13 protein-coding genes are annotated in these 18,103 nt (G+C 42.7%); 4 read left to right on the top strand and 9 right to left on the bottom strand.

What is annotated here, in order from left to right:
• Positions 1–4 precede the first annotated feature (4 nt).
• Positions 5–880 carry a succinate dehydrogenase cytochrome b subunit gene (locus G498_RS0104985; protein WP_026980149.1) on the bottom strand — a complete coding sequence of 292 codons (876 nt, stop codon included), beginning with the start codon at positions 878–880 and terminating at the stop codon, positions 5–7.
• A gap of 630 nt (positions 881–1,510) precedes the next feature.
• Between G498_RS0104985 and G498_RS0104990 the strand changes: the two genes are divergently transcribed.
• The 3 genes from G498_RS0104990 (at position 1,511) to G498_RS0105000 (ending at position 4,410) form a co-directional block, all read left to right on the top strand.
• A complete protein-coding gene (locus G498_RS0104990; protein ID WP_026980150.1) occupies positions 1,511–2,086 on the top strand; it encodes a Crp/Fnr family transcriptional regulator in 576 nt (191 codons plus the stop codon).
• Positions 2,087–2,158: 72 nt separating this feature from the next.
• Positions 2,159–3,451: an aminopeptidase P family protein gene (locus G498_RS0104995; protein WP_026980151.1), complete on the top strand. Its 1,293-nt coding sequence runs from the start codon at positions 2,159–2,161 to the stop codon at positions 3,449–3,451.
• Positions 3,452–3,624: 173 nt separating this feature from the next.
• Positions 3,625–4,410 carry an alpha/beta fold hydrolase gene (locus G498_RS0105000; protein ID WP_035743948.1) on the top strand — a complete coding sequence of 262 codons (786 nt, stop codon included), beginning with the start codon at positions 3,625–3,627 and terminating at the stop codon, positions 4,408–4,410.
• Positions 4,411–4,423: 13 nt separating this feature from the next.
• On the opposite strand, the gene G498_RS0105005 is transcribed toward G498_RS0105000, so the two are convergent.
• The 6 genes from G498_RS0105005 to G498_RS0105030 all read right to left on the bottom strand — a co-directional run bounded on the left by G498_RS0105005 (position 4,424) and on the right by G498_RS0105030 (position 14,237).
• A complete protein-coding gene (locus G498_RS0105005) occupies positions 4,424–5,095 on the bottom strand; it encodes an ATP-binding cassette domain-containing protein (protein WP_081694206.1) in 672 nt (223 codons plus the stop codon).
• Positions 5,092–5,394, bottom strand: a complete 303-nt coding sequence (locus G498_RS0105010) for a hypothetical protein (protein WP_026980154.1) — start codon at positions 5,392–5,394, stop codon at positions 5,092–5,094. The genes G498_RS0105005 and G498_RS0105010 overlap by 4 nt, the downstream gene beginning before the upstream one ends.
• Positions 5,395–5,441: 47 nt before the next feature.
• A complete protein-coding gene (locus tag G498_RS0105015; protein WP_026980155.1) occupies positions 5,442–8,204 on the bottom strand; it encodes a PD-(D/E)XK nuclease family protein in 2,763 nt (920 codons plus the stop codon).
• 62 nt (positions 8,205–8,266) lie between these two features.
• A complete protein-coding gene (locus G498_RS0105020; protein ID WP_026980156.1) occupies positions 8,267–9,673 on the bottom strand; it encodes an OmpA family protein in 1,407 nt (468 codons plus the stop codon).
• Between the two features lie 114 nt (positions 9,674–9,787).
• A complete protein-coding gene (gene kbl / locus G498_RS0105025) occupies positions 9,788–10,978 on the bottom strand; it encodes a glycine C-acetyltransferase (protein WP_026980157.1) in 1,191 nt (396 codons plus the stop codon).
• Between the two features lie 106 nt (positions 10,979–11,084).
• The gene (locus tag G498_RS0105030) at positions 11,085–14,237 is read right to left on the bottom strand and encodes a UvrD-helicase domain-containing protein (RefSeq protein WP_026980158.1); all 3,153 of its coding nucleotides are present in this window, start codon (positions 14,235–14,237) and stop codon (positions 11,085–11,087) included.
• 120 nt (positions 14,238–14,357) lie between these two features.
• On the opposite strand from G498_RS0105030, the gene G498_RS0105035 reads away from it, so the two are divergent.
• Complete coding sequence (locus G498_RS0105035) at positions 14,358–14,963, top strand: superoxide dismutase (protein ID WP_026980159.1); 606 nt, start codon at positions 14,358–14,360, stop codon at positions 14,961–14,963.
• A 238-nt stretch (positions 14,964–15,201) separates the two neighbouring features.
• Here the strand turns inward: G498_RS0105035 and G498_RS0105040 are convergent, their stop codons facing one another.
• A complete protein-coding gene (locus G498_RS0105040) occupies positions 15,202–17,100 on the bottom strand; it encodes an amidophosphoribosyltransferase (RefSeq protein ID WP_026980160.1) in 1,899 nt (632 codons plus the stop codon).
• 61 nt (positions 17,101–17,161) lie between these two features.
• Complete coding sequence (locus G498_RS0105045; RefSeq protein WP_026980161.1) at positions 17,162–18,091, bottom strand: PfkB family carbohydrate kinase; 930 nt, start codon at positions 18,089–18,091, stop codon at positions 17,162–17,164.
• Between the last annotated feature and the right edge of the window lie 12 nt (positions 18,092–18,103).

The raw sequence follows: 18,103 nt of genomic DNA on the forward strand, positions 1-18,103 counted from the left end.
TTGATTATTTAACAAAGTGAATGTAAAGCGGAATGATAGCAAACAGTATCGGAACAATCACCGCAAACAGTTTCCCGAACGTTTTAATCGCCGGCGTGAATTTATTGTTGATTCCCAACGACTGGAAAGCACTTTGGAAACCGTGCCATAAATGGAATGCCAAAACGCCCATGCATAATACATACAGAATCGTGAATACTAACCCTTCATTTGGAATGGCCCCAAATAATTTTGCTTTGCTCTTAAAGAAATCAAAAGTGATTTTATGCAAATCTTTATAGCCTTCTCCTACTTTAATTTTCGCCTGAGTATTGTAAAAATCTTTTCCGTGGTCGATATAAAGCTGAGCACCTATCTCCTCAGCCTCTTTACTGTCTTTAGCCACTTGTGTTACCGGAATATAAGTCCCTGAAGTTGTAACATACAAATCTTGCTTTTGCCCCATCATTTCCACTGTGGTGGCATACACCGGCATTTTTTTGTCGAAGTGCATTTTTGCCCAGAAGTTTACCATGTGGGTTACGATGAAAACCAAAATCAAGGTTCCTAACACAGCCATGTTTCTGGAAGCAAAACCGCTGTTCGCTGCCGGATTGCTTTTCGCATAACCGATTGGTCTTGCTTTTTTGTTCTGAATGGTTAACAGGATTCCGTCAACCGCATGGAATAAGATTGAGAAGTAGGTTAAATAGGATAATAATTTTACTGCCGGATTGGAAGTCATGAACAATGCATACTGGTTGAATTGTAAAGCATCACCAAAAATCAGCTGAAGATTTCCAGCCAAGTGACCCGCCAAAAACAAGCATAAAAATAAACCTGTAAGAGCCATCCAGTATTTCTTCGCAATGGACGACTTTAAAAGTGCAGATTGTGCCATAGTATTTGTTTAGTGTAATAGTTTTAAAAAAGTCAAACAAAAATAAGGGTATTTGATGGTACCCGCAAATGTTTACCCCTTATTTATAATGAATTTAAAAACCCACTTTAAAGCAAAAAACCGCTCCGGTACCCGAAACGGTTTTACCCTATTGTGTTGCGGTCTGGTAACCCACACATTTTTTTATAAATCTAAGTTTCGCTCTGGTTTGCTGAAGTGTTTCCGCATAATAATTCCGTCCGGAATTGTCCCTTAGCCTTTTAGCATCCGTGACTATTTTTTTATTTATTTTTTTCGTCACAAGTTTTGTGACTTTTTCGAAATAAATATTTTTAAGTCACACAATCCGTGACTTTTTTAAAAAAAATTTTTTTTCGTCACAGGTTTTTGTTGTTGCTGAAAAAAATTAAAGTCCAGCACTTAAATGTCTTTGTCTTCACAGACAAAAAGAAAAAAAACTGACATAAGGCTTCAAATTGATTTTGCTTTCACACAACTGTTTCCAAACACATCATTTACATGACAATAACCATATAATCTTTTTACCTATTTTTACGATTGCTTTTTTACTTTTCGCAATTATAAAAAAGAAAAGCGCAAATACTTCTTTTAAAAAAATTAACACGCCCTATGGAATCCCCTCTTGCTCTGCATACCCTTTCCTCTTTTTTTGACGGTACCGACCTGTTTTTCATTGACGCCTTTAAAAATTCGTTTGACACCTTATACCTTAAAAAAAACGACTACCTCGTGAAAGAAGGGGAAGTTTGTCAGTATTTCTGTTTTCTGGAGAAAGGGATTTTACAGCACGCCATCAACACCGAAAATGAGGAAAAAACCACTTATCTGGCGCTGCCCAATACCATCACCACATCGCTGAAGAGTTTTTTAACCCAATCGCCCTCACAGAAAAGCATCAAAGCCATTGCCGACACCACACTTAAAACACTTTCTTATGAAACCTTTCAGCACCTGTTGCAGAACAATCCGGAATTCAAACAATTCTATTACAGCCTTATCGAAAAACAGATTTGCCTGATAGACGATTACCGCATCGATTTGCTCACCTTAACGCCCGAAGAACGCTACCAGAAACTGCTGGCTACCGAACCCAAACTTTTACAGGAAATCCCGCTGCATTATCTGGCTTCATTTTTAGGCATCTCCTCGCGGCACATGAGCCGGATCCGGCAAAACATAAAATAACGCCATTTGGCTGCTGCACAACTCCTTTTTGTTGCGTACTTTTGATACTGCAACATCTTTAAACTTTTATTTATGAAATACCATTCGATAGACCGCGATTTGTTCATCAAAAACCGAAGCAAATTCACGGCACAGATGAAACCGAACAGTGTGGCGGTTTTCAATTCCAACGATATTTATCCGGTGTCTGCCGACAGTACGCTGCCGTTCGCCCAGCACCGCGACATTTTCTATTTATCCGGTGTGGATCAGGAAGAAAGCATCCTGTTGCTGTTCCCGGATGCGCCGTACGAACATCTGAAAGAAATTCTATTTTTAAGAGAAACCAACGAACACATCGCCGTTTGGGAAGGGGAAAAACTCACCAAGGAAAGAGCTTTTGAGGTGTCCGGCATCAGAACCGTAATCTGGTTGCAGGATTTCCAAAAAACGCTGAAAGAAGTCATGGCTTACGCCGATACGATGTACATCAACACCAACGAACATTATCGCGCGACCATCGAAACCGAAACCCGCGAAGCCCGCTTTATCAAATGGTGGAAAGAAAATTATCCGGCGCATAAAGTGGAAAAATCCAATCCGATTTTACAGCGCCTGCGTTCCGTAAAGGAAAGCGAAGAAATCGACCTGATTCAACACGCCTGTAACATCACCGAAAAGGGAATCCGTCGTTTGCTGTCGTTCGTAAAACCGAATGTCATGGAATACGAAATCGAAGCGGAACTGGCGCACGAATTCTTACGAAACCGTTCCAAAGGTTTTGCCTACACGCCGATTATTGCTTCTGGAAACAATGCCAACGTGTTGCACTATATTGAAAACAACCAGCAATGTAAAGCCGGCGATTTGTTATTGTTGGATGTGGGAGCCGAATACGCTAACTATTCCAGCGATTTAACGCGGACCATTCCTGTTTCTGGTCGTTATACCGACAGACAACGCGAGGTGTACAACGCTGTTTTACGCGTAAAAAATGAAGCGACCAAAATGCTGGTTCCGGGCACGCTGTGGAAACAATACCACATCGAAGTGGGCAAAATCATGACCTCCGAACTCTTAGGTTTAGGACTGATTGACCGCGCCGACATCCAGAACGAAAACCCGGACTGGCCGGCTTATAAAAAATATTTCATGCACGGCACTTCACACCATTTAGGTTTGGACACACACGATTACGGCTTGTTGCACGAACCGATGCAGGCCAACATGGTGTTTACCGTGGAACCGGGCATTTACATTCCGGAAGAAGGTTTCGGCATCCGTTTGGAAGACGACGTGGTGATTCAGGAAAAAGGCGAACCGTTCAACCTGATGCGCAACATTCCGATTGAAGCGGACGAGATTGAGAGTTTGATGAACGCTTAGTTTGTTTTAAATTCTGAATTCTAAATTTTAAATGAAGCGGCTTACAAATTGTGAGCCGCTTTTTTTGAATCCGTAAGCAACTGTTTTTCTTATATGACTTACATGGTTTAAAAAAACAACGAAAAATAAAAAGTAAAAAGTTATTTTTGGCACTGAAAACTGTGACTGCGACTGTGACGAAATCCATCCTCTACAAAAACACCAAAATTGCGTATTCCGAAACCGGGAAAGGCGCCGCTGTGGTATTGCTCCACGGTTTTCTGGAAAATGCAACCATGTGGGATTTTCACACAGAAACCCTAGCCAAAAAACACAAAGTAATTGCCATTGACCTGCTGGGACACGGGCAGACCGAGTGCATGGGCTATGTGCACACGATGGAAGACATGGCCGATGCGGTACATGCCGTTTTGCAGGAACTACGCATCCGAAAAGCCGTTTTGGTCGGACATTCCATGGGCGGTTATGTGGCTCTGGCTTTCGCCGAATTGTATCCGGACAATGTAAAGAGCATTGTGCTCTTAAATTCCACTTCACGGGCAGACAGTGAAGAGCGCAAACTGAACCGCGATCGTGCTGTCAAGGCGGTAAAGCAAAATTATACGACATTTATCAGCATGTCGATTGCCAATCTGTTCAGCGAAGACAACCGCGAAAGACTTGCGGAAGAAATCGAAAAAGTTAAAAACGAAGCCCTAAAGACACCGCTTCAGGGAATCGTGGCCGCGTTGGAAGGCATGAAAATCCGCAAAGACCGGGAAGTTTTGCTGCATTTTGCGCCGTATCCCATCTTATTGATTTTAGGAAAAAAAGACCCAGTGCTTAATTACGAAGACAATCTCGAACAAATTGAAGGTACTTCAACCCAACTGATTTCCTTTCCGGACGGACACATGAGCCATATTGAAAACCGGGAGCAACTAGGAAAAGTGTTGCTGGATTTTTTGAAAACAGTTTAACGGGACAGCTCTTTTAAATCATCCCTTCTTTTAAATAACCTTTTTCGATTAATTCGTTTGTATCGTCGATATGATGGGTTTTCCCGTTCGCCATTAAAATCAGCCGGGTCGAAACGTCCATGACGTGATGATACTTATGATCGGTGATGATAATCCCTTTGTCTTTAGATTTTTTCCTGATTAACACGTTTATTTTTTCAGCCATAACCGGCGATAATCCATTATACGGTTCATCGAGTAATACAAATTTGGAAGGATTGGACACTATCAGTTTTATTTCGAGATACCGCAATTCACCACCCGATAAGTGGGCAATTTTTTTATCGAGTATCCCCTGAATCATCGCGTCTTCACAAAAAAGCGGCCTTTCTTCTTTCGCAAGTGACAGGCAAATTGCTTTTTTTACCGAAAACGTCTTCGGAATAAAATTCTCCTGTGGCAGATAGCTGATTTCGTTTAGTAATTCCGAGGTCTTCCGCTTCACTTTTCCATTGATTCGGATAAATTTGTAATCGGCCGGCACTATTCCGAAGATAATTTTTAAAAGCGTCGATTTGCCGGAACCGTTTCTGCCCAACAAACCAATGATGTCACCGGTTTCACATCTTAAAAACACGTCGGAAAGCACCGTTTTGTGATTGAAATGCTTCTGAATACTGTCAACCTCCAGCAACTGTTTCATCATTGATTGAAAAAGAAAAGATAAACACTTAAAAGGGAAAGCCCTGCTGTCAGATTTATCAGCCCGGCATAACCCCATAATTGCAGCTTTGACCAACCGTTGTTGTAATAAAACAGGTAATCGTTTGTCTTTCGCACTTCTTTAACCGAAAGACTTACCACAAATCCAAAACTTATAAACATCAGGACAAATTCCGAAAATCCTCCGAAAAGAAAACACAGCAGGGAAACAGCCAGATTTACGGCTATCGTGCTTTTATAAAAGGCCAAAAGATTGCGTATTTTTCTGTTGTTCTTTGTCATAAAGAATTACCCTTTAACGTAACCCGACTCGTAAAAATTACCAAACCTTAAGCTAATTTTTCTTCAAACGGAACCGCCGCGTCGAGAATTTCCTGAAGCAGGGTAATGATTTCGGTTTTAAACGCTTCCAGAATTTCGGAGGTAATGACCGTAGCTACGTTTTTATCTTCTTTGACCCCAAACGGCAGGAAACCGGCTTTCAGGTTTTTGAACGAAATGATACCGGCTTCCAGTTCCTTGCCGTCCGTCTGATGTTCATACATGAAGGCGTAACACAACAACTGTATGATTTTGTCGCTTTTGATGTCGGCCGTCAGTCCGTTCCAGTCTTTCAGTTCCACGTTGTTTTTCAGGACTTTTCCGGTTTTGTAGTCGATGATGCGGATTTTTCCGTTGCGCTCTTCGATACGGTCTACGTTTCCGGCGATTTTTACCGGAAAAGGCAAGCGAGCATCTTCCAGATTTCTTTCCAGGGAAGTTTCCAGCGCCAACACTTTTACCTCGTCGCCGTTTTCGATCTGTTTCTTTTCTTCATTTAAAAAATTAAACACATTGCGTTTGGCCACTTCAAAAGCCAGGAGGTTTTTTCCTTTTCGGATTTCCCCTTCTTTGTAGACTTCGCGGAATTGTTTTTCGACTTCCATATTGGCCCGTTTTAACATGGTTTCAAGATTTTCGACCGTCAGATCCCTGTTCAAAAAGGGCTTGTACAGTTCCTCCAAAGCACCGTGAATGATGGTGCCGAGCGTATTCAGGGCAATGTTTTCCTCCACTTCTTCCACTTCCGATATCCGCAAAATCCGCTGGTGGTAAAACTGAATCGGGTTGCGGATGTAACTCGTTAGTCCGGAGGGCGAAAACCCTTTCCCAGTGGCAATTTCTTTTAAGCGATTTAAAACTTTTTCCGATTTGGGCACTACGACAGGCTCATACGCTTTGTCCGGCAAATAGGCATTGTAAATTTGATGCGTAATTTTGTGGTTCGGCTGTTTTTCGATTTCCAGCTGGGTGATGAAGCGGCTTTTTTCCCCGGCATCCAAGCCTTCGCTTTCGGTATTGTATAACAGATAAATGTTTTTGGCCCTCAATAACAGATGGTAGAAATGATAACAGTAAATGGCGTCTTTTTCATTGTACGTCGGCAGTCCCAATTCGCGCTTCACATCATACGGAATGAAAGAATTGGTGCTTTTACCGGCCGGAAATACACCTTCGTTCATGGAGGTGATGATCACATTTTCAAAATCGAGTACCCGGCTCTCCAGAACACCCATGATTTGCAAACCCGACAACGGCTCGCCTTCAAAGGACACTTCGGCTAAATCGACAATTTGTTTGTACATCATGTGCAGCATAGCCACGGAATCTATCTGCCCGTAACGCTCCTGATACGTAATCAGTTTGTTGACAGCCTTAAATAAGGAATACACAAAGGTTTTGGCCACTTTATCTTCTTCGGAATCATTCCCCAGGTACGACTTAATGGTCAGCAAAACCGAAGACAACCGGTTGAGGACATTCAGAATGTCGTGATCCCAGCGGTCGAAAAGCAAATGAAACAGTTCGGAAGCCTCCGGATGCAGTTCCATCAGTTTCTTTTGAGAAAGGAACGTGATGTTGTTCTGGTTGATAAGCCGAATTACTTTCGATGCATTGCTGTACGGTTCCACCAGAGGATTGGTTAAAACATCCAGCACTTCCTTGTAATAAAATGTATAACTGCTTTCACTGCGCTGCAGAGCATTCGTATGCAGTTTAAACAATTTCCCGATTAAAATCTGGGCCGGGTTGTTCTTGCTGCTGAACCCCATCGTAATGTTCAGACTGTCCACCGAATCGGGCAAGGCGTAAAGAACCGGGAGTAATACATTTTCTTCGCCAAGTACCAAAGCCGTTTGGTCTAAACTTTGTCCCTGCTCCTGAAGCTGTTCCACAATTTTTCCTGCAATTTTGGCCTGGCCGATTGTTTTCGGCGTTCCGATAATCTGAATGTTTTTCTCCTGACTGAAACTGTTGACAATCCATTCAAAAGGCTGACTGGTGTACTGTTTCCATTCCTTTTTGAAACGGCGCACAAACAAACCGGCATCGTGAAGGCTGTCGTTTAGGAAAACCGCATCAATATCCCAGTAAATTTTAGCTTGTTCGTTGAATAACAATTGCTGTATGATTTTCTCTTCCGCCTGATTCAGCGCGTTAAAACCGGCGAATATGAGTTTCCGGCCGTCCAGTGCTTCCGAAAAATAATGCAGATTGTCTACGGCTTCCCGGTAAATAAGCCCCTGATAACCGATGCCTTTGTTTTTCAGATGGCTGTAAAAGGTTGCGTAATATTCGGGAAGTTTACTCCAGAATTCAAGGTGGTTGTCTATTAAGGTTGTCGTTTCCGAGGGTTGTAAATTCCAGCGTTTCAAGACTTCGATATCCTTCAGATACGAAAAAACATGGGCAGGCTTTAACAGGTAACGGTCAATCTCGTTAAAATCCTGAAGGAGTGTTTTGGCCCAATTGGCAAAAAGTTCGAATTCCTGTTGCTGTTCTTTAGGAGTAACCGAAAGATACATGGTATAAAACTCAAACAGCAGTTCAATACTGTCGCAACTGCGGATGCCTGCCACTTCCTGAATAAAATCTTCAATACTGATAATTTCAGGGGCAAAAGCCGTTTTGTCCAACTGTTTTTTTAGCGCTTCCAGCAAAAATACTTTAGCTCTTTTGTTGGGCAGGATAATAGTGATTGTCGAAAGACTGTCCCGGTAATGGCGAACAATCTCTTCGCTGATGGCATCAAGAAAAGTGGTATTTGTCATGCTATAAAAATAAAAAAACGCTCCGAAATTCGGAGCGTTTTTCTTTATTTATTCAGCAGTGATTAGTCAGCTAATTTAACCTCAACACGTCTGTTTTGTGCTTTACCTTTTGCTGTTTTGTTTGAAGCAATTGGTTTAGACTCACCATATCCTTCAGATGTTAATCTGTCAGCAGCAACACCATTTTCAATTAAATAGTTTTTAACTGCAGCAGCTCTGTCTTTAGACAATTTCAAGTTCATTGCCTCAGCACCATCTGAATCTGTGTGACCTTCGATGTGGAATTTAGAAGAAGGGTATTCTTTTAAGATTGCCACGATAGATTGTAACACTGGATACGTTTGTTTTTGGAAAGAAGATTTACCAGAGTTGAACAAAATCGTTTTAGCGTAATCGTTCAATCTCTTAATAGCCTCTTCAGAAACTTCAGGACATCCGTTGTTAGCAACAGTTCCTTTTACTTCAGGACATTTATCATCTTTATCTGCTACACCGTCACCGTCTGTATCAGGCCAAGGACAACCGTCATTTTCTCTAGGACCTTTAACGTCAACACATTTGTCGTCTTTATCTGCTACACCGTCTCCGTCTGTATCAGGACAACCTTGCATAGCAGCAGGACCCGCTACCTCAGGACAAGCATCGTCTTTGTCTACGATTCCGTCTCCGTCTGTGTCAGGACATCCGTTGAATTCTTTTGGACCCGCTACTTCAGGACAAGAATCGTCTTTATCAGCAATTCCGTCTCCGTCTGTATCAGGACATCCGTTGAATTCTTTTAAACCTTTTTCTTCAGGACAAGCATCGTCTTTATCGTAGATACCGTCACCATCTGTATCTTTACCTCCAAATTTGAAAGTAAGACCGGCAAAGTGCTGTAAGTGAGATGCTACGTCTTGATCCGGAATTCTTGTCTCATCAAATGAGTGTTTGTAAGTAGATTGGAAAGACAAACCAACTTGATCCGTGAACCAGAAAGTTAAACCTAAACCTCCGTTAACCGTTCCCGCAGAAGCATCACCCAAGAAAGTGTAACCTCCACCAATGTGAGCAGAAGGATCTAACCATTTTGATTTTAACATATCCATGAAGCTGTATTTGATAACCCCATCGATACCAAAATACATTAAATCACCAGGATTGGTTACTGGATAATCACCTGGAACCTGAGGTCTTTCCCAAACAAATTTATCAATTTTGTTCACCGACCCTGTAATTCCAAAAGAGAAGTTATTACCAACGTGTCTTGAAACGTTAACATAAGACACTGAAGGAATAAAGTTCCAATAATCTTTCAAATTGAAATACTGAGAAAACTGGTCTTCAAATTTTGAAGCAGCACTCACTCTACCACCATCCACTGCGTTTGCACCAAATGAGATAGCCCATGGATTGTTACTATCCTGTGCTTGAGAGCTTAATCCTGCAAACATAAGAGCAGCAACAAATAATCTGTTTAGATGTTTCATACTTTTTTTATTTAATTACAATACGTTATAATTACGACAAAAATAAGAGGTTAAATATTAATTACAAAGGATTTGTTTAAAAAAATCGCATTTTCTTACTAAAAAAAACTTATTTTAAATCACCTGCAACATTTTTCCAACCTCTGTGAATGAGGAAATTGCCTTGTCCAAATGTTCTTTGGTATGAGCCGCAGACAATTGCACCCGGATACGCGCCTTATCTTTTGGCACCACCGGATAGAAGAATCCAATCACATAAATTCCTTTTTTCAGCAACTCATCCGCCATTATTTGGGACAGTTTTGCATCGTACAACATTACCGGTACAATGGCAGAATCCCCGTCAATGATGTCAAAGCCTGCTTTTTTCATGCCTCCTTTGAAATAATTGGTATTCCATTCCAGTTTGTCGCGCAACGACGTGTCTTTTTCAAGCAATTCAAATACCTTAATTGAAGCCCCAACAATAGAAGGCGCCAACGAATTCGAGAACAAATACGGTCTGGAACGCTGACGCAAAATCTCAATGATCTCTTTTTTAGCCGTGGTATATCCGCCCATGGCGCCACCTAATGCTTTTCCCAACGTTCCGGTAATAATGTCTACGCGGCCCATCACCCCTTTCGCTTCCAGAGTTCCTTTACCGGTAGCCCCGATAAAACCAGCAGCGTGGCATTCGTCTACCATGACCATCGCATCGTATTTGTCGGCTAAATCACAAATCTTGTCTAACGGCGCCACCAAACCGTCCATGGAGAAAACCCCGTCGGTTACAATTAACTTGAAACGGCGTCCTTCGGCATTTGCTTTTATCAATTGCTGTTCCAGGTCTTCCATGTTATTGTTTTCGTAGCGGTAACGCGCTGCTTTACACAAACGCACCCCGTCAATAATGGAAGCATGGTTCAAACTGTCGGAAATGATACAGTCTTCTTCACCCAACAACGGTTCGAAAACCCCGCCGTTGGCATCAAAAGCCGCGGCATATAAAATAGTATCTTCCGTACCGTAGAAATCGGCGATTTTCCTTTCTAACGTTTTATGAATATCCTGAGTACCGCAGATGAAACGCACCGAAGACATTCCGAAGCCGTGCGAATCCAACGCGTCTTTGGCCGCCTGCACCACTTCCGGATGCGACGACAATCCTAAATAATTGTTCGCACAGAAATTCAAAACAGTTTCCCCGTTTACTGTAATTTCAGCCCCTTGCGGTGAGGTGATGATACGTTCTTTTTTATACAAGCCGTTTTCTTCAATGCTTTGCAGCTCTTTCTGCAAATGGTCTTTTATTTTACCGTACATGTTAGTTATGTGTTTATGTGTTTATTCGTTTATTTGATTACTTGTTTTTTTGATTTGGATTTCATCTGATAATAACTAATTACTAATGGCAAATCCTTTAAATCGGTTACAAATGTACTACTTCTAATTTTTCTCCTATATATACTAAGGTTTTTTTCGCTACCGAAAAGCCCATTTCTTCCAACGCGTTTTCGTAGGCCGCTAATTGCTGTCCGTATTTCGCTTGATGGGCGCCGGTTTTATAATCCAGTAAATACGCGGTATTGCCTTGCACAGCAACCCGGTCCGGTTTAATGGTAGCCGTGCCGGATTTGATGATGTTTTGTTCGTTGAATACTTTTTTGTCCGCCTCAAAGAAAACCACCAGTTCCGGATGGCTGACAATGGCTTCCAGTGTATGCAGCACTTCTACTTTCTGCGATTCGGTAATCAGTCCGTTTTCGATGGCTTTTGTAACGGCTAAATCGATGTCGGAAGCCGTTTTTACAAACGATAAGATTTCGTGCATGACATTTCCGAACGCAATCGCCTTGCTCTGTTCGGTGCCCCACATTAAAGCTTCCCGTTGTGCAATTTTTATTTTCTTCGGATTGAAAACTTCCTTCACGATTTCAATGGTTGGTTGTTTCTCCATTTCTGCTTTGGCCTTGGAAAGCCGCTCCCGTTTCCCAAATTCAAACACATTGTCCTCATCCTTATACACTCCTTTAAAGTCAAGAAACTTTATAAAATAGGACGACATATTATTGGTCAGTTCGCCTTTACTGGTCAGGTTTTTACCGGAAATGACGTACAGCTGCTCTTCCGCACGGGTCAGGGCGACATACAATACGTTGATGTTGTCCAGCAGCTCTTCCTGACTTTTTTCGGTATAGATTTCCGAGGCTTTGCTGCCGTATTCCGCAACTTCTTTTTTACTGTCGACGAGCGCTTTGGGAATATCCAGCGTGTCGTCTTCCAGATCGAGCCACATTTTGCTGCGGGGCGAACGGGCGTAATCTTCTTCGGCAAACGGAAAAATCACCACTGGAAACTCCAGCCCTTTGGATTTGTGAATCGTCATGATTCGTACCGCATCGTTTCCTTCCGGTGACGGAATGCTGAACTTCGACCCGTTGTTTTCCCAATAGTCCAGAAAATCGGAAACACCGGCCTGCGTGCGCACATCGCGCTCCAGCACCAAATCCATGAAATACTGTACATACGACACCGTACTTTTTTCCTTGAGAAACGTCGACACGATAATTTCCACCGCTTCGTACAGCGATTTTTTGCGGCAGTTTTTAAACGAAATGCGGATGTCAAATTCCTCCAGCCATTTTTCCAGTTCGTCTTCAGGGAATTTTGTCATGCCGGTTTCGATAAAATCGTGTATGGGCCACTCGCTTTGTTTGTGTTTGGCAATAAAATACAGCACCGCGGCTTTAGCTTCCTTATCCTGATTGTTTTTCAGATAGCGAAGGACATTCAAAATGAGTTTTACTTCCGTGGCATTTTCAATCAGTAAGGTTTCCGAAGACAAAATCGGCACCTCGTTCTCGGTTAAATAATTCGCCAGTGCCACCCCGGAATCTCTTTTTCGGGTAAGCAGTACGATATCGCGGTACTGAAAACCCTGCGCTTTTACCTTCGCAATCGTCGCTAAGGTTGCTTTTAAGTACAATTGGGTTTTGTCGTCGGCTTCCTCGTCATTTGGTTCTTCGGATTTTTCAATTTTGGGGATAAAGGAAATATTCACATAACCGCCTTGTTTCGCATTGGTTTCCTGACGGCTTTTGTTGCGGTACAAATCCTGATAATCTTCGTTGGTGAATTCGTCGGCCAACATCGCAAAAAAGGCATTGTTGAATTCAATTACTTCGGAATAACTCCGGTAATTCCGGCCCAAACGCACCAGTTCCTTATCCGGATTGGAAAACGGATTGTCGTCTTTGCTCAAACGGATGAACTGTTCCGCCTTTCCGCCGCGCCAACGGTAAATCGACTGTTTCGGATCGCCCACAATCATGAGTGAACCTTTCGTTCCCGATAAATCTTCCGAAGCCAGCGCATTGTCTATCAGCGGAATCAGGTTGTGCCACTGCATTTCGGAGGTATCCTGAAATTCATCGATAAAAAAATGCCGGTACCGTTCCCCCAAACGCTCGTAAATAAACGGCGCGGGCTGGTTCTGGATTTCGTTGTAAATGATGGCATTGAATTCGGAAATCGACAACAAATTCTGATCTTTCTGTATCGTTTCCAGTTCCTGTGCAATTGAATTCAACAGCGACAACGGCGTGATGTTCTTCTGAAAAGCCGCGTAGAAATTCATCTTTTCGTAATGTTTGTACACTTTGGCCAGAATCGCAATAAGTTCGGGCGCAAGGCTTTCGATAACGGCTTTGTCTTTCGCAGTTTTGTTCACCTGAATGTCTTCCACTTCCAAAAACTTTTTATGGGAGCTTTTTAACTCTTTCCGTTGGATATAGCCCAAATGATTGGGAAAGGTTCCTCTGGAAAAAGAAGCCAAATCGATATGATGACTTTCAATCAGTTGCATCGCTTCATCGGCAAACGCAATCGTTTCGGCCTCCAACTGCTCAATCGCTTCTTTTAGCTTTTGTTTGAGGACTAAAAATTCGTCAATCGTTTTTTCGTGAAAATGCGCAATTTCGGTGCGGTTGTTTTCGTTGACGAGCAATTTACTGACGTCCAGCAATTCGTGCGTAACGTCCCAGCTTTTGTCGCTGTCGGTTTTGTCTAGGGAAAAATCGACCAGAATTTTCGTCAGCAGTTCGTCTTCTCCGGCTTTGGCAATGATGGCGTCGACGGCTTCCTGCAACAGCAAATCGGTTTCCAGCGACACTTCAAAGGTTACCGGCAAATTCAGATCGTGGGCAAACGCTCGGATGACTTTATGGGTGAATTTATCAATCGTGGAAATGTCAAACGCCGCATAATTGTGAATAATATTTTTGATAATCGCCTTTGATTTGTCTTTAATGGTGGCTACGGACAATTTGGTTTCCCCGGCGATGTCTTTCATGAAATCCAATGCTTTCTCACTTGGAACTTCTTTTGAAAATTCGTGCAGTGAGGAAACAATACGGGTTTTCATTTCTTCCACCGCTTTGTTGGTAAAGGTGATGGCAAGAATCTTTTTATAGGCATCGTTCGCATCGGCCAGCATCAGAATTTTTATATATTCTTTTACCAGCGTATAGGTTTTTCCGGAACCGGCGGAAGCGTCGTATAGGGTGAAGGCGTGTTTGTTCAAAGTTTAGAAATCCTTAAATTGATTTTGACAATACGAGAATAGCCCATTACTATTTTCTTTTACGAAGATAAATTTATAATTTTGAATGAATTTAATTATTAATCTTTAAATAAAAATATCATGGCATTCGAATTACCAAAATTACCATACGCGTATGATGCTTTAGAGCCTCATATTGATGCACGCACGATGGAAATCCATCATTCTAAACATCACAATGCATACGTAACCAACTTAAACGCGGCCATTGCCGGAACGGATTTGGAAGGAAAATCTATTGAAGACATCCTTACCAATTTAGACATGAACAACATGGCCGTGCGCAACAACGGTGGCGGACACTACAACCACACTTTGTTCTGGGAAATCATGTCGCCAAACGGCGGCGGGTTGCCGACAGGAGAATTGGCAGACGCTATCAATGCGGCTTTTGGTTCTTTTGACGAATTTAAAGCGCAGTTTGCCAAAGCCGGTGCTACGCGTTTCGGATCCGGATGGGCCTGGTTGTGTGTGAAAGACGGAAAATTGGAAGTATGTTCCACACCAAATCAGGATACTCCGATTATGCCGGGCGTTCCTTGTGGCGGTCAGCCGATTTTAGGCATGGATGTTTGGGAACACGCCTACTATTTAAACTACCAAAACAGAAGACCAGATTACATTGAGGCTTTCTTCAATGTGATTAACTGGGCGGAAGTTGCGAAGCGATACGCGGCAGCCAAATAAAAAAGCACTGTTTTTACAAAAAAAGAAAAGCGAACCTAAAAAGTTCGCTTTTTTATGCTGTTTACTAATGTTCCTAAAAATAAAAAGGTGGAATTTCTTCCACCCTTTTTGCCCCAAATCTACCATAAACTTAACCTACTAATGCTATGGTGATTCAAATGTATGGCGAGGTTTCTCTCTACTCAAAAAAATCAGATAAACTGCATATAAAGTCGATGAAAAACATAAATATCAGATTTTAGTACGCTCTGGCGTCTTTTCCTTCGTAAAAATTCATGAACGCACGGTTCACAACGCGGTTGCCGCCATCGGTTGGATAATTTCCGGTAAAGTACCAGTCGCCCAGGTTTTTAGGACAGGCTTTATGCAAATTCTCCACCGTTTGGAAAATAATTTTCACTTCGGCATTTACCGTTTCCTCGGTTAGCATTTCTGCAATTTTATCGGAGATTTCCTGATCGGTGAACGGTGCGTAAATTTCTTTCACATAATTCACCACTTCACTGTCGTGGAAATGTTCCTGTGCCTTCGATTTTTGGTATACTTCTTCTACGATATAATATAGGTTGCGCTCTTTCAGCAAGGCCATTGCCGCACGGAACGCGACCAAACCTTCCAGTTTCGCCATATCGATTCCGTAACAGTCCGGATAACGGATTTGCGGTGCGGAAGACACAATAACCAGTTTTTTCGGCTGCAAGCGGTCTAACATTTTGATAATGCTCTGCTTCAAGGTGGTTCCTCTTACGATACTGTCGTCGATGATTACCAAATTGTCGGTTGGCTTTACTACGCCGTACGTGACATCGTATACGTGTGCCACCATATCATCGCGGCTGCTGTCTTCGGTGATGAACGTTCTTAATTTTACGTCTTTGATGGCGATTTTTTCCGAACGCAGTTTTACCGACAAAATTTCCTGTAATTTCTCTGCCGAAAGCGAATCTTTATGGGCTAAAATATCGTTGATTTTGCGCTGGTTCAAAAAGTCGTTCGCCGCTTCCACCATACCGTAGAACGACGTTTCCGCTGTATTGGGAATATAGGAAAAAACGGTATTATCCGTATCGTTATCCACCGCTTCTAAAACGGCTGGCATGATCAATTTTCCTAAATTTTTGCGCTCCTGATAAATTTCGGCATCGCTTCCTCGGGAGAAATAAATGCGCTCGAAGGAACAGGCTTTCAGTGGCAACGCTTCACGGATTTGCTCGTCGATAACACGCCCGTCTTTTTTGATAATAATGGCATGTCCCGGCGTGATTTCCTGAATTGCTTCAAACGGCACATTAAACACCGTCTGAATCACCGGACGTTCCGAAGCCACCACCACAATCTCCTCATCCTGATAGTAAAACGCCGGACGAATTCCTGCCGGATCGCGGGTTACAAACGCATCGCCATGTCCTAACAGACCGGCCATCGCATACCCGCCGTCCCAGTTTTTGGAAGCTCTTCGTAAAATTCTGCCGATATTCAGTTTTTCGGCTATGACCGGAGACGCGTCTCTTTTGCTCAGTCCGTCGTTTTTGCATTGCTGGTACAAATCGGTCACTTCATCGTCTAAGAAATGTCCGATTTTTTCCATTACGGTTACGGTATCTGCCATTTCTTTCGGATGTTGCCCCAAGCGCACCAAATCTTCGAACAATTCTTTTACATTGGTCATGTTGAAGTTTCCGGCCACAATTAAATTGCGGTGCATCCAGTTGTTCTGACGCAAAAACGGGTGTACGCTTTCGATACTGTTTTTTCCGAAGGTTCCGTAACGGACGTGTCCTAAAAACAATTCGCCGATGTACGGAATGTTAGCCTTCTGAAGCGCCACATCGTTCTGATATTCGGGATGCTGCTCCAATTCTTCGCTAATTCGGCTGTTGATTTGCGCAAAAACATCCTGAATCGGTTGCGCCTGATTCGAACGGATTCTGCTGATATAGCGTTCTCCCGGCGCCACATCCAGTTTGATGCTCGCCAGACCGGCACCGTCCTGTCCGCGGTTGTGCTGCTTTTCCATCAGTAAGTACATTTTCTGTACGCCGTAGAAAGCCGAACCGTATTTTTCCTTGTAGAATTCTAAAGGTTTCTTTAATCTTAAAAGGGCAATGCCACACTCGTGTTTTAAAGCGTCGCTCATAATTGTTGTGTTGTTGTGTTTAAGTAAAAGAGCCCCGTTTCCGAGGCTCATGTTGTTATAGTTAGTTTTCTAACGCGATTTCAAATTGGGTCAAGGCTTTGAATTGTTTCAGACGTGCTGAGACTTCTTCCTTGCTCAAGTTTTCCATTCTTTCGGTTCCGAATTTCTCCACACAGAAGGAAGCTAAATTTGAACCGTAAATGATGGCGTTTTTCATGTTGTCGAACGAAATGTTTTCGCTTTGTGTGATGAAACCTGCGAAACCACCTGCAAACGTATCGCCGGCTCCGGTTGGGTCGAATACTTCTTCCAACGGTAAGGCCGGTGCAAAGAATACGTTTTTCTCGTTGAACAACAACGCGCCGTGTTCTCCTTTTTTGATCACTACATATTTAGGACCCATCGTATGGATTTTAGCCGCCGCTTTTACCAACGAATATTCGCCGGACAACTGACGGGCTTCTTCATCGTTAATCGTGATGACATCCACACGTTTGATAACGTCCATTAGTTCAGGCAATGCACAATCCATCCAGAAATTCATGGTGTCCAAAACCACTAATTTCGGTTTGGCTTCCATCTGATCCAAAACACTGCTTTGTACTAACGGGTGCAGGTTGCCCAACATCACCACATCAGCATTTTTAAATTCAGCCGGAACTTTCGGTTGAAAATCCGCCAATACGTTCAATTGGGTATCCAAAGTATCTCTGGAATTCAAATCGTTGTGGTAACGACCGCTCCAGAAGAAGGTTTTTCCGCCCTGAACCACTTCAAGACCGGAAAGATCTATGTTTTTATTTTTTAACAAATCGATGTGTTCCTGAGGAAAATCGTCTCCCACTACGGAAACAATCGCGGATTTCAAATTAAAATGAGAAGCCGAAAGACCGATATACGTACCTGCTCCACCTAAAATTTTATCGGTTTTTCCGAAGGGAGTTTCAATTGCATCAAAGGCTACCGTGCCTACAATCAATAATTTATTCATAAAAGCTTGCTA

Origin of the sequence: Flavobacterium suncheonense GH29-5 = DSM 17707 (assembly GCF_000430025.1) — a bacterium.
Classification (GTDB): Bacteria; Bacteroidota; Bacteroidia; order Flavobacteriales; family Flavobacteriaceae; genus Flavobacterium; species Flavobacterium suncheonense.

What these genes read in the sequence shown, in the direction of transcription:
- G498_RS0104985 (WP_026980149.1), bottom strand. Translation starts at nt 880, where the DNA reads ATGGCACAATCTGCACTTTTAAAGTCGTCCATTGCGAAGAAATACTGG.
- G498_RS0104990 (WP_026980150.1), top strand. Translation starts at nt 1,511, where the DNA reads ATGGAATCCCCTCTTGCTCTGCATACCCTTTCCTCTTTTTTTGACGGT.
- G498_RS0104995 (WP_026980151.1), top strand. Translation starts at nt 2,159, where the DNA reads ATGAAATACCATTCGATAGACCGCGATTTGTTCATCAAAAACCGAAGC.
- G498_RS0105005 (WP_081694206.1), bottom strand. Translation starts at nt 5,095, where the DNA reads ATGATGAAACAGTTGCTGGAGGTTGACAGTATTCAGAAGCATTTCAAT.
- G498_RS0105010 (WP_026980154.1), bottom strand. Translation starts at nt 5,394, where the DNA reads ATGACAAAGAACAACAGAAAAATACGCAATCTTTTGGCCTTTTATAAA.
- G498_RS0105015 (WP_026980155.1), bottom strand. Translation starts at nt 8,204, where the DNA reads ATGACAAATACCACTTTTCTTGATGCCATCAGCGAAGAGATTGTTCGC.
- G498_RS0105020 (WP_026980156.1), bottom strand. Translation starts at nt 9,673, where the DNA reads ATGAAACATCTAAACAGATTATTTGTTGCTGCTCTTATGTTTGCAGGA.
- kbl (WP_026980157.1), bottom strand. Translation starts at nt 10,978, where the DNA reads ATGTACGGTAAAATAAAAGACCATTTGCAGAAAGAGCTGCAAAGCATT.
- G498_RS0105035 (WP_026980159.1), top strand. Translation starts at nt 14,358, where the DNA reads ATGGCATTCGAATTACCAAAATTACCATACGCGTATGATGCTTTAGAG.
- G498_RS0105040 (WP_026980160.1), bottom strand. Translation starts at nt 17,100, where the DNA reads ATGAGCGACGCTTTAAAACACGAGTGTGGCATTGCCCTTTTAAGATTA.
- G498_RS0105045 (WP_026980161.1), bottom strand. Translation starts at nt 18,091, where the DNA reads ATGAATAAATTATTGATTGTAGGCACGGTAGCCTTTGATGCAATTGAA.